This window comes from Litorivivens sp. (assembly GCF_041625495.1).
GTDB lineage: Bacteria > Pseudomonadota > Gammaproteobacteria > Pseudomonadales > Spongiibacteraceae > Litorivivens.
This window is the reverse complement of record NZ_JBFJTH010000110.1, coordinates 1-12,849: the sequence shown is the minus strand read 5'-3', so window position 1 is coordinate 12,849 and position 12,849 is coordinate 1. Positions and strand designations below refer to the sequence as shown.

The window sequence follows — 12,849 nt, the reverse complement described above, 5'->3', positions numbered from 1 at the left end:
TTATCGATTTTATCGATATGAAAGATCCAGAGCATCGTCGACAGGTGTTGCGGGCGCTGGAAAAGGCGATGGAGAAAGATTACGCCAAGACCAGTATTACCGGCGTGTCCGAACTGGGTCTGGTTGAAATGACGCGCAAGCGCACCCGTGAAAGTTTGGAACATGTGTTGTGCGAAACCTGCAAGTACTGCTCTGGTCGCGGCACACTGAAGTCACCTGAAACGGTCTGCTATGAAATCTTCCGTGAGATTCTACGGGAGGCGCGAGCTTATGAAAGCGACCGATTGATGGTGTTGGCCTCACAGGAAGTGGTGGATCGGCTGCTGGATGAAGAGTCCGCAAATGTAGCTGATCTGGAAGAGTTTATCGGCAAGGCGATCCAGTTCCAAGTGGAAGCCATTTACACGCAGGAACAGTTTGATGTGGTGCTCCTGTAAGAGCAGTCGAGGCTAGTGGTGGCGAGGCGCTTTTTTACCCGGTTTTTTTATCGTTTGTACCGCACAGCATGGATCACTGCAGGTCTAGTGCTGGTGGTGTTGGCGCTCTATGCCAGTCTTGGGCGCTATTACATACAGTACCTGCCCGGTTATGCGCCCCAGCTGGTGCAGTGGGTGCACGATAACACTGGTGCAGAACTGAGCTATCACGGTCTGGGGGCGCACTGGAGCGGTTTGTCGCCAGTGGTGGAGTTGGCTAATCTAGAGCTGACGCACGACGGTGAGCCGGCCGCCACTCTATCTGGTGGGCGTGGCAAGCTGGGAATTCTTTCCGGATTTATCCGGCGCGGGTTTGTCGACCTGCTTGAATTACATGCGCAGACCCTTGAACTTCATTTCTACGAAACCGAAACAGGTTGGCACTTTGCCGGCCGCCCACTGTTGGGCAATGCGCCCTCCGATGTTGATTTTGTTTCCACCTTGCTGGGAATTCGTGAAGCCGAGATCAGTGCTCTGACGGTGACGTTACATTACGCCAATGGTGAAAGTGCAAATCTCTGGGGACAGCGCTTGCGACTTGCCGGCGAAGAGAATTTTCGTCGCCTGAAAGCCGGGCTTGGCATTGAGGGTTCGAAAACGACACGCCTGATCGCAGAGCTGTCGGGCGATCCGCGCTCGGAAGATTTTACTCTGGCGGCGTATCTGCGACTTGAAAACAGTACCTTTTCCTCTATTGCGCCGTTGCTAGGCCGTTATAAACCACTGGGGGATATCGAAGGGCGGGGAGAGGTCTGGTTTAACCTGAATAGCCGTAATCGCGCGACCTGGCAGGGCCGTGTGCAGGTGCCAGAACTTCACTTGGGCAAACTGTGGGCAAAAGATCAGATACTGAGCAGTGCCAATCTGGTCTTTGGTGGTGAGATGCGTCAGGGCATAGCGCGCACCTGGTTCTCCGAGCTGGATTTTTACTGGGAAAACCAATATGTCGACTGGTCCGGTACCCAGCTTCGCTTTGTGACCGCCGACGAGGGCGTCCTGCAGCTGGGTATGCCATCGCTTGATATTGGTCTTTCGCAGAAACGCTTAACCGACTCGGGGGCATTGCCTGCGGCGATAAGCGAGCTATTGCGAGAGTTAGAACCTCAGGGGCGGGTGAAAAACCTCGTGGCTGATATACCGTTGGCGTCACCTGACGCAGTGCGTATTCGGGGAGAGCTGGCGGCAGTGGCACTGGAATCCTGGCGCGGTGTACCGTCGGCTCGCGGTCTTGATGGCTATATCGAGACTGGAATTCGTGGCGGTGAGTTGACCATTAATGCCGAAAACTTCTCCTTGGGGTTGGCGCCAGTGTACGCAAACCCCTTGCAGTTACAGCACCTGAAAACCCGGTTGCGTTGGTCGCTGGACAATGACCAGCTTAGTATTCGCAGCGGCAGGATTTCAGCGCGCGATGGTGCGGCACGAGTTGGCGGACGTATCGCGCTAGATATACCGGTGGTTAAAGACGCAGATAATGATCCGCGCATGGGGCTTATTGTCGGTCTCAAGGGTGGTCATGTCGGTTTACGGGAGCAATATATACCGGCTGTGCTGAGTGCTGGCCTGAAGGAGTGGCTTGACCAGAGTATTCTCAGCGGGCAAATTCCGGCGGCGGCTTTTCTCTATCACGGCTCGCTGAAAAACGACGGCGACAAGTCCATCCAGCTGCTTGTTCAGGGGCGCGAGGTGGCGCTGGACTACCATCCCGACTGGCCAGCGCTGAGTGGCGCTGATGTTGATTTGTGGCTGGACGGTCGGACGGTGTCGGTGCGTACAGAAAATGCGCGTATCTATAACGATGTCGCTCTGTCTGACGTGGATGTCGATATTCGGCAGCGCGGAGATGCGTTAATGCTCGGGGTCTCCGCCGAAGCGGTGAGTCCATTAAACTCGGCGCTGAAAGTCGTGCGAGAGTCCGCGCTGCGTGAACAGGTTGGCGCTACCTTCGATGACTGGCAGGGCCGCGGTCGCGTGACAGCCCGGCTTAATCTGGACCTTCCTCTGTCGGCGGGTGCCGATCCCTCGGTCCGGGTTGATACCTGGATGACGGCAGAGCATTTGACTATGAAGAGCTTGAACCTGACCTTGTCCAAGGTGCGGGGGCCGCTGGTATTTGATAGCGACAAGGGGCTGCAGTCTGAGCGTATCGATGCAGAGCTATTTGGCAGAGCGTTGACGGTCGCAATTGATCAGCGTCCGGGCAAACCTGTGCTGGTAAACGCCAAGGGTGATGTTGATGTGGCCGACATTCGCGACTGGTTGCAGCAACCGATGATTGGCTTTGCGCGCGGAGTCGCACCCTTCAATGTTGATATTTCAGCAGGTGCCGATCGCACTTTCCTGAAAGCGTCGTCGGATTTATTCGGCATCGCGATTGATCTGCCGGGTAGTCTGGGTAAGCCTGCCGACGAAAGTCGGCTGCTGGAACTGGACATACCACTGAGTGCTAAGCCGCTCACCCTGGATTTGAATATCGACGAACTGGGGCGTCTCATGCTCGCCTTTGATGACGCCGGGGCGCTGAGCGGTGGTAGTTTTTCAGTCGGGGGGCAGTCGATTCCGCCGCCACCGCGCAACCAGTTTATGGTTGTGGGTGAACTCGGTTATGCAGAGCTTGAACAGTGGCAAAAAGTGCTTGAGCGCTATCAGGAGATGAGTGCGTCGCTGGCCCGAAAGCCTTCGTCTTCGACCGCCAAAACTGATGCGCGCACAGCGTCTCAATCAGATCAGGCACTGCCAATTGTGGTGGAAGACCTGTCCATTTCGCGATTGGACGCTATTGGCCGAACCTGGCAAGACGTAATACTTGATGCGAACAACGGCGAGGATGGCAGTGGGTCATGGCAGCTGTCTATGCAGTCTCGACGCTTGCTTGGGACGATGGAAATTCCGCAGCAGGGTCCGCTCGTCGTTACCCTTCAGCATTTCAACCTGCCGGCGCTGAACGCGCTTGAGGCTGCGTCGGATACGAGCGAGGATGCCAGTCTGAAGGCTTCGCCTTTTTCCCGGATTGAGCTGGACAAGGTGCCGGAGGTGGATTTTTCGATTCAGTCTCTTGCATTGGATAACCAGGCCTTGGGAAGTCTGTCATTCTTTTTACGCAAGGAAGATGGCGGTGCAACGCTGCACAATATTCGCGGCAATCTGAGAGGATTGCTGCTCGGCAGTGATGAGCGGCCTCTGTCACTGCGCTGGCAACGCAATGCCAATGGTCACTTCACGATGCTTACCGGCCGCATCAGTGTGGCCAATGTCGGTGACGTGCTGAACAACTGGCAGTTTGAGCGGGTCATGGAGAGTCGCAGAGGCCAGGCCGATCTCAATCTGTCCTGGCCGGCTCCGCCTGATATGGTGGCGGCTTCTTTGCTGTCGGGATCGATAGCGATGGAATTCGGTAACGGACGCTTCCTGCGTGGCTCAGATGCAGCGTCCGGCACGCTGCGTATGGTTGGCTTGCTGAATTTTGCGAATGTCATTCGGCGGCTGCAGTTTAATTTCAAGGACGTATTTGAAAAAGGTATTCACTACGATCGCATTAGCGGAACCATGCAATTTCGCAATGGCGTGATGGTCATGCCCAAGGCCATCGAAATTGATGGCCCCTCGTCAACCTTTCGTATCAGTGGCTCACTGGATTTTCATACGGACCTGACCGATATGGAATTGCTGGCCACCCTGCCGTTGGGCAGCAACCTGCCCTGGGTAGCTGCATTTATCAGTGGCTTGCCGGTAGCGGCCGGCGTATATATTGCCAGCAAACTGTTTGAGGAACAGGTGGATAAAGCCTCGACGCTGGTATATTCGGTGAACGGTCCATGGCAGCAGCCGGAGCTGGAATTCAAGCGCTTGTTCGGTGAGACCCTGTCAATTGAAGTGCCAAAAGAGACTGAGAAGCCCAAAGCAATGCGGCGCGGTGGTCGCCGCAAATGAAGCTGGCGGCGATCCAGATGGTATCTGGTGCGAACATCGACAATAACCTGTCGGTAGCTGAGCGCTTGATAGCGCAGGCACGTGCGGACGATGCCCGTCTGGTTGTACTTCCCGAGAGTTTTGCGCTGTTTGGCGATTCCACGCAGCTCAAACCATTGGCGGCACGGGAACGCAGTCAGGGGTACCTGCAGAGCTGGCTGGCAGCACAGGCGCGAAGCCAACAGGTGATTCTGGTTGGGGGCACAGTGCCGGTAGCCAGTGACGATGGCCGCGCTTGGGCCACTTGTTTTGTACACGGTGAAGACGGTGCGCTGCTGGGGCGTTACCAGAAAATGCATCTGTTTGATGCTGCGGTAGGTGATGCGCAGGGTCGCTACTGTGAATCTCGGGACTATCGGCCGGGGCTGGCACCCTGTGTGGTCGACACGTCTTTGGGCCGCCTGGGTGTCGCGGTGTGCTACGACCTGCGTTTTGCGGCCCAATTTCAATGGATGCAGGAGCAGGGCGCGGAGCTGCTGGCGGTTCCGTCGGCATTTACGCGCAAAACCGGGCTGGCGCATTGGTCATTGCTTCTGCGCGCGCGGGCTGTTGAAACCCAATGTGTGGCTGTTGGCGCCAATCAGGGTGGGCTTCATTCAAGGCAGCGTATGACGTCGGGCTGTTCGGCAGTGGTGGATGGCTGGGGTAAGGTGTTGGCGGAGGCGGGCTATGGCGAAGCGGTGGTTATGGCTGATTGGAATGTGACGCATCAACGTGAATGGCGGCGCTCGATGCCGGTGGCAGATCATGCCCGTTTTACAGTGGCGCCCCCCACCGACCAGTAATCCGTCCGGTTTTACCAGCTGCTGCGCAGATCCTCTTCTTTCAATTCTCTGAGATAGCGAAACAGGGCGCGGGCACTGGTGGGCGGCTGGCCGCGCTGATTTTCCTGCTGGGCCCGAGTAGTGAGCTGCCGTAACTTCTGTCGATCCGCGGCGGGCAGCTCGGCTTTCAGCGCATCGATGGCAGGCATGCCTTCAGCGATGAGGCGGTCCCGCCAAGCCTCCAGCTCATGAAAGCTGCGGTCGAGTTGTCGGTTTTCCTCGCGCCGGGTTGCCATGGCCTCTTCGAGTTCGCTGGTGTCCAGCTTGCGCATTAGCTTGCCGATATACTGGTACTGACGACGCAGCGCCTCGCGACTTCTGATACGCCGGGCTGTGGCGATGGCTTCCTGCAGTTCATCAGGTACGGGCATCTGCGACAGTTCGCCTTTGGGCAGGCTGGCTACTTCCTGGCCTAGTGCCTGTAAGGCGTGCATCTGCCGTTTGCGTTCGGATTTACTGGGGCGTTCGTCAAACGAGTCGTCGGTCATGGGGGCTCTTCAGGCGTAAAAATAGGTGGCCAGACCGAGGAATGACATAAAGCCAATAACATCGGTTACCGTGGTCAATGCGACGCCGCCCGCCAATGCAGGATCGATCTTCAGGGTTTGCATGATCATGGGCAGCAGCGCGCCGGCAAGTGCTGTGGTGATCAGGTTGATGACCATGGCAGCGGCAATGATGATACCGATCTGGGGGTCGTCAAACCAGAGGGTGGCGGCTACCGCCACCACAATAGCCCAGATTACACCGTTAATGGCGCCAACGGTGAGTTCCCGGGTGACCAGCCAGCGGCTGTTGTTTTTGCTGATCTGGCCCAGTGCCATGCCGCGAATAACCACGGTAAGTGTCTGGGTGCCCGCGACACCGCCCATGCTGGCGACGATGGGCATCAATACCGCCAGTGCCACCACCTTGTCGATGGTGCCTTCAAATACGTTGATCACGGCAGAGGCGATAAAGGCGGTAATCAGGTTGATACCGAGCCACATCGCCCGGCGGGGAGCAGCTTTGCTGACCGGGGCGAAGGTGTCTTCGTCCTCGTCCAGGCCGGCCATGCTGAGCAGGGAATGATCTGCGCTTTCGCGAATAACATCGACGACGTCATCGATGGTGATTCGGCCCACCAGGCGTCCGGCCTCGTCCACAACCGGTGCAGAGACCCAGTCATGTCGTTCAAACAGTTTGGCCACTTCCGTATCTGCCAGTGTTGCCGGAATGGCTTCAAAGTCAGTGGTCATGACTTCGCGCACTGTAACGCTGGGATCGGAGACCAGAATCCGGCGCAGGGGCAGCACGCCAATGTATTCATCTGAGCGGCTCACCACAATCAGGTGGTCAGTCATCTCTGGCAGATTTTCGTGGCGGCGCAAATAGCGTAGCGCCACGTCAAGGGTGATATTGGGGCGCACCGTAATGGTGTCGGTGTTCATCAGGCCGCCGGCGGTGTCCTCGGCATAGGCGAGGATGTGCTCAACGCGCTGTCGATCCTGGTGATCCATGGACGACAGCACTTCCTGGATGACTCGATCCGGCAGCTGCTGAAGAATGTCGACCAGGTCGTCGGCTTCCAAGCGTTCGGTAATGGCCGCGACTTCTTCCGCGTCCATGTCTTTCAAAAACTGCGCCTGAACCTCGTCGCTGAGGTAGGGGATTATGTCGCCTTCGTTGTCCAGGTCCACCAACTGCCATAGCACTGCGCGGATTTTGGGTGGCGTGGATTCGATCAGGTGGGCGGCGTCGGCGGACGGCAGGCTGTTCAGCATCCGCCGGATAGGCAGGAACTCACCGCTGCTTAGCGCGGCATTGAGCTCTTCCAGATGGCTCTGGGGAAGCGTTTTCTCGCTACTTTGCGCCATAGCAACACCTTGCCCGGGGAAATTTCGGTCAGGAATTGATTATCCTTGAAAGTTTATCTTTCAACAACTTGCGTCAGCGAGTTGAAAGGTTTTTGGAGGTTTTTGTGGGGTTATTCCGCTTCGTCGAAGCGACGATTGATCAGATCTGTTATGGCTTGCAGCGCTTCCTGCTCGTCATCGCCCACGCATTCCAACTCAATATCCGTGCCTTGGCTGGCTGCCAGCATCATCACTGACATGATGCTTTTGCCGTCTACGGTCTGGCCATTGGCGCTGATCGAAATTTTGCTGCCAAAGGCGGTGGCGGTGGAAACAAACTTGGCGGCGGCCCGGGCGTGCAGGCCGAGTTTGTTGATGATGGTTAGCTGGGACTTTGCCATGGATACGATTGATCCTGCTGGGTTGCGCGTCAGGCGTTCTTCTTATCCTGTAGCTCGCGGTGGCGAACTTGCAGATTGAAAGGCTGGCCGGTGAGTACCTGGGCCAATCGTTCGGCCATGTATACTGAGCGATGTTGTCCGCCTGTGCAACCGAGGGCAACGGTCACGTAGCTGCGGTTGCCTTTAGCCAGTTCCGGCAACCAGGCAAAGAGAAACTCACTGATCATGATGTGCATGCGCTCAACCTCCGGCTTGCTGTTAAGGAAGGTTTGCACGCCCTCGTCGAGCCCGGTTTGAGGTCTGAGCGATTCATCCCAGTGTGGGTTGGGTAGCATGCGTAGATCAAACACAAAGTCGGCATCGACAGGCAGTCCGCGTTTAAAACCAAAAGACATTAACTGTACCGTCATGCCAATGGCTTCACCGCCGATGACGCGCTCCTTGATCACCGTGCGCAATTGATGGATGGTCAGGCCGCTGGTGTCGATGGTGAGGTCTGCCGTCGAAACTATCGGTTCGAGACGGGCGCGTTCGTCGCGCAGTGCCTCGGCCAGTGCCACTTCCTTGTTGCTGAGGGGGTGGCGGCGCCGGGTTTCACTGAAGCGTTTGACCAGTGTCTGGTCATCGGCGTCCAGTACCACAATCTGCAGGTCCACCAGTGGCCGGATTTCGTTAACGATGGCATCAAAGTTGGCCAGCTCAGCCACGGTGTTGCGGGCGTCGATGCACACGGCTGTATTGTGGTATTCACTCTGTTGGCTGCGCGAGAGTTCTCGCACCAGATCAGCTAACAGCGTCAGCGGCAGATTGTCTATGCAATAGTAGCCTTCGTCTTCCAGCTGATTGAGCGCGCCACTTTTGCCGGAACCGGAGCGGCCGCTGATGATGACCAGTTTCATGTTGGCAGAGAATATCCGGTTGCGGCTTTAAACAGTTCGTCGGCATCGTTTGCCGCGCGGAGACTGTCGCGAAAACTGGAATCATTCAGGCGGGCGGCAATAGTCGCCAGCGCGTTGAGGTGCTCATCGTGCCCCTCTTCTGGTGCTACCAAGGCAAATAGGATATCTACCGGTTTGTCGTCGACGGCATCGAAATCCACTGGGGATTTGAGTGTGATCAGTGCGCCGACAATACTGGAGCAGTTCGATACACGGCAGTGGGGAATGGCGACTCCTTCGCCAATGCCGGTGCTGCCCAATCGTTCCCGATTGAGCAGCTGGGAATAAATTTCCTGGGCGTTCAGAGCGGGCACGTCACCGCTGATGAACTCAGCGACATCTTCAAGCAGGCGCTTTTTGCTGGTGCTGGCGGCGCCGCAGTATGTGCGTTCCCGAGTAAGAAAGTGATCTAACTGCATGAGTAGTGAATTTCCCTAATGGGCAAAACGGCAGCGGAGCCAGTGGCTCCGCTCCTTGCGGGGTTAGTTAGTGCCCGCGGTTTTTTTCTTTGTGTTTGATCAGCTGGCGGTCGAGTTTATCAGCGAGAAGATCAATGGCGGCGTACATATCCTCTGATTCTGAGGCAGCAAATAAATCTGCGCCAGCGACATGGACGGTACCTTCGGCCTTTTGAACCAGCTTTTCAACAGTCAGGGTAATATCTGTGTTGGTGATATTGTCGAAATGGCGCTGGAGTTTAGTCAGTTTGGTGTTTACGTAATCGCGCAAGGCAGGAGTAACGTCGACATGATGACCGCTTACAGTGATTTGCATAAATCGCTCCTTTTCGTATCAATGCCAACCGGAGTGGCGGCCAGCCGCCCATTCCGGGGTTTGCCAGCCAGAGCTGGCGTATCAGACCAGCCGTTTCCGCTCGTTCGAGGGCGGAATCACCATTGCCTCACGGTACTTGGCGATGGTGCGCCTGGCGACCTGAATTCCCTGTTCGGCCAGTAGTGCAGTGATCTTACTGTCGCTGAGGGGTTTTCTTGGGTTTTCTGCAGCAATCAGTTTTTTGATCAGGGCGCGAATGGCCGTGGATGAACATTCTCCGCCAGCATCGGTTGATACATGGCTGGAGAAAAAATATTTCAGCTCATAAATACCGCGCGGGGTATGCATGTACTTTTGGGTGGTAACGCGCGAGATCGTAGATTCATGCATTTCAACCGCTTCGGCGATATCGTGCAGAATCAGGGGCTTCATGGCCTCGTCCCCATATTCTAGAAAGCCGCGCTGATATTCAACAATTTTACTGGCCACTTTCATCAAGGTCTCGTTGCGACTCTGCAGGCTCTTCAGAAACCAGCGCGCTTCCTGTAGGTTGTCGCGGATATAGCTGCTGTCGGCACCGCTGCATTGCTTGCCGAGAGAGGCGTAGTGGTCGTTGATGCGCAGTTTTGGGGCGATATCAGGGTTCAATTCCACCACCCAGGCGCCTTCGCGTTTACTAACGAATACATCGGGCACCACGTACTCGGTTTCCGACGGAGAAATCATGACTCCGGGTGAAGGGTTGAGCGTCTGTATCAGTTTCAGGATTTCCTTCAACTGGTCTTCGCTCACCCGGGCGCGCCGCATCAATTGGTTGTAATCGCGCGAACCAAGCAAATCCAGGAAGTTCGCAACGATATCGGTGGTCGGTTTCAGCCATTGTGTGTCGGGCGGCAGTTGACGCAGCTGAATCAGCAGGCATTCACGCAGATCCCGTGCTGCTACCCCTGGCGGATCAAATTGCTGTACCCGGTGCAACACCGCGACCACTTCATCTTCTTCGATCGGCTCGCTGCTGCCGCTGGTGTCTACCAGGCTGGCCAAGATATCGTCGACAGTGCAGGTCAGGCGACCATCGGGCTCTATTGAGTCAATGATAGCCATGGCGATCAAGCGGTCGGTGTCTGACATGCGGGAGAGGTTCAACTGCCAGCGCAAATGATCCTGCAGGGACTCGTTACTGCTGCTGCGCGCTACGAAATCCTGATCACCGCTGTCGCCGCTGGGCTGTTTTACCGAAGAGGTGGGCTGGTATATGTCGTCCCAGCGGCTGTCGACAGGCAGATCTTCAGGAATACCATCGTTCCATGTTTCGTCAACGCTGACGGTTTCCTGTTCACTGGCGCTGGCTGTGGGTTCGGTGTCGTTGCCCGCGTCACCATTGTCGCGGTCGGGCGTATTGTCGTCTTCGTTAACTTCCAGCAGGGGGTTGGAGTCAATGGCGGCCTGAATTTCCTGCTGCAGGTCTAAAGTGGAGAGTTGGAGTAATCTAATCGCTTGCTGCAGCTGGGGGGTCATGGTCAGCTGCTGGCTGACTTTGAGCTGTAGCGATTGTTTCATAGGCGCTTCATTACCGATACCACTTGGACAGGTGAGAGGGTTGCACTCTCTTGCCTGAAGTGTAGTCCGGCCTTTGCGCCCCTGCAATACCCGTGCCTAAAAGGGTTAAAAAATAACCGCTTAAGGTTGACATGTGGCTAGAGAGTGAATTGGTGGCCGAGGTAGATGTCTTTGACCACAGGGTCATTCAGCACCTTCTCGGCATTGCCTTCGGCAACAATCTTCCCTTCGCCGACGATGTAGGCCTTTTCACAGATATCCAGCGTTTCGCGCACATTGTGGTCGGTGATCAGTACACCTATCTCGCGGCGCTGGAGGTGGCGAATGATATCTTTGATGTCGTTGACCGAGATGGGGTCGACACCGGCGAAGGGTTCGTCCAGCAGGATGAATTTCGGCTCAGTAGCCAGCGCCCGGGCAATCTCTACGCGTCGGCGTTCGCCGCCCGATAGGGCCATGCCGGCGGAGTCGCGGATGTGAGTAATGTGGAATTCCTGGAGTAATTCTTCCAGCATAGCCTTGCGCTGTTTGCGGCTGAGTTCCTTGCGGGTTTCCAGGATGGCCATGATGTTGTCGGCGACCGACAGCTTGCGAAAAATGGAGGCTTCCTGTGGCAGGTAGCCGAGCCCGTGACGCGCGCGACCGTGTATGCTCTGGGCGGTTATGTCGAGGTCGTCAATGGTAATCTGGCCGTTGTCGGCGTTGACGATGCCGACAATCATGTAAAAGCAGGTGGTCTTGCCGGCGCCGTTCGGGCCGAGCAGGCCGACAATTTCACCACTGCGTATCTCCAGCGATACATCCTTGATGATTTGGCGGCCTTTGTAGGCTTTGGCGAGATTTTCGGCTTTCAGCAGGGCCATATCAATAATCGCTTTCCGGTTGCGGGGGTTGCGAGGGCTGCGGGGCCGGAGAAGGATTCTGCGGCTCGTCAGTGGGGGGCGTGTCTTTGGCACGCGGCTGCAGCGTCATGTTGACTCGCTCCTGTTCCGCGCCTTTTTCACCTTCGGCTTCGACGGTCTGCTTTTGGCTGTCGTAGACAATGCGATTGCCGCGAATTTCAGAACCCTGTTGTTGGATGACGGCCTTGTCGGTGAGTATCACTTTGCCGGTCGCCACAAAATACTCGATACTGCGTGCCTCGGCATGCACCGAGCCATTGGCCTGGTTGAGTGCGGCCGGCGCGCCGACCGCCAGAATGCGGTCTACCTGCCGATTCTGCTCGTCTATGACCAGTCGCGTGGCATTGATTGCCAGGTTTCCCTGGCGCAGCTCAACCCGTCCCTCATAAATACCGCGACCGTTTTCATAGGTGGCGCGATCGGCGCTCACATTGATCGGGGCGCGGTTGTTTTCTACCAGTGCTGGTGTCTCTGCATTGGCTGCCAGAGCGAGCGCGAAGGAGAGCGTCGCCGTCAGTCGAATCAATAGCTCAGGGCTTCTCATATACGCCTCGTACGTCGCTCATAAAATCGAGACGTTCCGCATCCATTGCTGCCCGCATGCCGGTGGCCGTGGTAATGGCATTGGGGCTTGTGAAGCGAACCGGTGCATCTGTTTCAATCAAGTTGTCTGCCATATTGAGTTTTAATCGGGGTGAACGGATCACCGCATCGTGAATAAAGTCTTTGACCAACACATCCTGTTCCAGTGCCAGTTCCTGTCCGTCTGCTGATAGATTGCCCTTGCGCGCTGTGGCGGTCCAATTCTGATCTCCCTCTTTCAGCCCTTTGTAAATGGGTTCGTAGAGGAGCACCTCGCCGTTGCGCATGCGATTAGCGCGGGTTGCCTGCCAGTGGTAGGCAACTTCGCCATTCAGTCGATAGGTGGTACCTCGGGGTTCCAGCAGGTAGGAGTCAAATTGACGCAGGGTGTCAATCTCTTCGCTTGCGTTGACGCCAATGCTGCCGCTATCGCCATAGTCCATCACAGTCAGCAATAGCAGGGTGAGGCCACCCAGCCCGGCAAGCAGCGACAGGCTGCGATAAACACGTCTTGAGGATTGAGCCATGGCTAGAGATATTGCTCCCAGGCATCCAGCAGGGTGTCCTGCGCTTTCATAATAAGTTCAC

At 56.3% G+C, this 12,849-nt stretch carries 13 protein-coding genes; 3 read left to right on the top strand and 10 right to left on the bottom strand.

What is annotated here, in order from left to right; all coding sequences use genetic code 11:
* The 3 genes from ABYP39_RS12860 to ABYP39_RS12850 all read left to right on the top strand — a co-directional run.
* Nucleotides 1–437, top strand: a 437-nt coding sequence (locus ABYP39_RS12860) for a ribonuclease E/G (protein WP_372782881.1), incomplete at its 5' end; no start/stop codon positions are given.
* Nucleotides 438–455: 18 nt separating this feature from the next.
* Nucleotides 456–4,406: a YhdP family protein gene (locus tag ABYP39_RS12855; protein WP_372782879.1), complete on the top strand. Its 3,951-nt coding sequence runs from the start codon at nt 456–458 to the stop codon at nt 4,404–4,406.
* Nucleotides 4,403–5,230 carry a carbon-nitrogen hydrolase family protein gene (locus tag ABYP39_RS12850; RefSeq protein ID WP_372782877.1) on the top strand — a complete coding sequence of 276 codons (828 nt, stop codon included), beginning with the start codon at nt 4,403–4,405 and terminating at the stop codon, nt 5,228–5,230. The genes ABYP39_RS12855 and ABYP39_RS12850 overlap by 4 nt, the downstream gene beginning before the upstream one ends.
* A gap of 11 nt (nt 5,231–5,241) precedes the next feature.
* Here ABYP39_RS12850 and yjgA read toward each other — a convergent pair whose 3' ends face one another.
* The 10 genes from yjgA to lptC form a co-directional block, all read right to left on the bottom strand.
* On the bottom strand, nt 5,242–5,757 hold the full coding sequence (yjgA, locus tag ABYP39_RS12845) for a ribosome biogenesis factor YjgA (RefSeq protein WP_372748010.1): 516 nt from the start codon (nt 5,755–5,757) through the stop codon (nt 5,242–5,244).
* A 9-nt stretch (nt 5,758–5,766) separates the two neighbouring features.
* Nucleotides 5,767–7,125, bottom strand: a complete 1,359-nt coding sequence (gene mgtE, locus ABYP39_RS12840) for a magnesium transporter (RefSeq protein WP_372782875.1) — start codon at nt 7,123–7,125, stop codon at nt 5,767–5,769.
* Between the two features lie 110 nt (nt 7,126–7,235).
* Entirely contained in the window at nt 7,236–7,505 is a 270-nt protein-coding gene (locus ABYP39_RS12835; RefSeq protein WP_372782872.1) for an HPr family phosphocarrier protein, read from the bottom strand.
* Between the two features lie 29 nt (nt 7,506–7,534).
* The gene (gene rapZ, locus ABYP39_RS12830) at nt 7,535–8,404 is read right to left on the bottom strand and encodes an RNase adapter RapZ (RefSeq protein WP_372748007.1); all 870 of its coding nucleotides are present in this window, start codon (nt 8,402–8,404) and stop codon (nt 7,535–7,537) included.
* Entirely contained in the window at nt 8,401–8,862 is a 462-nt protein-coding gene (ptsN, locus tag ABYP39_RS12825) for a PTS IIA-like nitrogen regulatory protein PtsN (protein WP_372748006.1), read from the bottom strand. The genes rapZ and ptsN overlap by 4 nt, the downstream gene beginning before the upstream one ends.
* Nucleotides 8,863–8,929: 67 nt before the next feature.
* Nucleotides 8,930–9,217 carry a ribosome hibernation-promoting factor, HPF/YfiA family gene (hpf, locus tag ABYP39_RS12820; RefSeq protein WP_372748005.1) on the bottom strand — a complete coding sequence of 96 codons (288 nt, stop codon included), beginning with the start codon at nt 9,215–9,217 and terminating at the stop codon, nt 8,930–8,932.
* Nucleotides 9,218–9,298: 81 nt separating this feature from the next.
* Complete coding sequence (locus ABYP39_RS12815; RefSeq protein WP_372748004.1) at nt 9,299–10,777, bottom strand: RNA polymerase factor sigma-54; 1,479 nt, start codon at nt 10,775–10,777, stop codon at nt 9,299–9,301.
* A gap of 137 nt (nt 10,778–10,914) precedes the next feature.
* Nucleotides 10,915–11,640 carry an LPS export ABC transporter ATP-binding protein gene (lptB, locus tag ABYP39_RS12810; protein WP_372748003.1) on the bottom strand — a complete coding sequence of 242 codons (726 nt, stop codon included), beginning with the start codon at nt 11,638–11,640 and terminating at the stop codon, nt 10,915–10,917.
* 1 nt (nt 11,641) lies between these two features.
* Nucleotides 11,642–12,223, bottom strand: coding sequence for a lipopolysaccharide transport periplasmic protein LptA (gene lptA, locus ABYP39_RS12805; RefSeq protein ID WP_372782870.1), 582 nt, complete (start codon nt 12,221–12,223; stop codon nt 11,642–11,644).
* Complete coding sequence (lptC, locus tag ABYP39_RS12800) at nt 12,210–12,788, bottom strand: LPS export ABC transporter periplasmic protein LptC (RefSeq protein WP_372748001.1); 579 nt, start codon at nt 12,786–12,788, stop codon at nt 12,210–12,212. The genes lptA and lptC overlap by 14 nt, the downstream gene beginning before the upstream one ends.
* Nucleotides 12,789–12,849 lie beyond the last annotated feature (61 nt).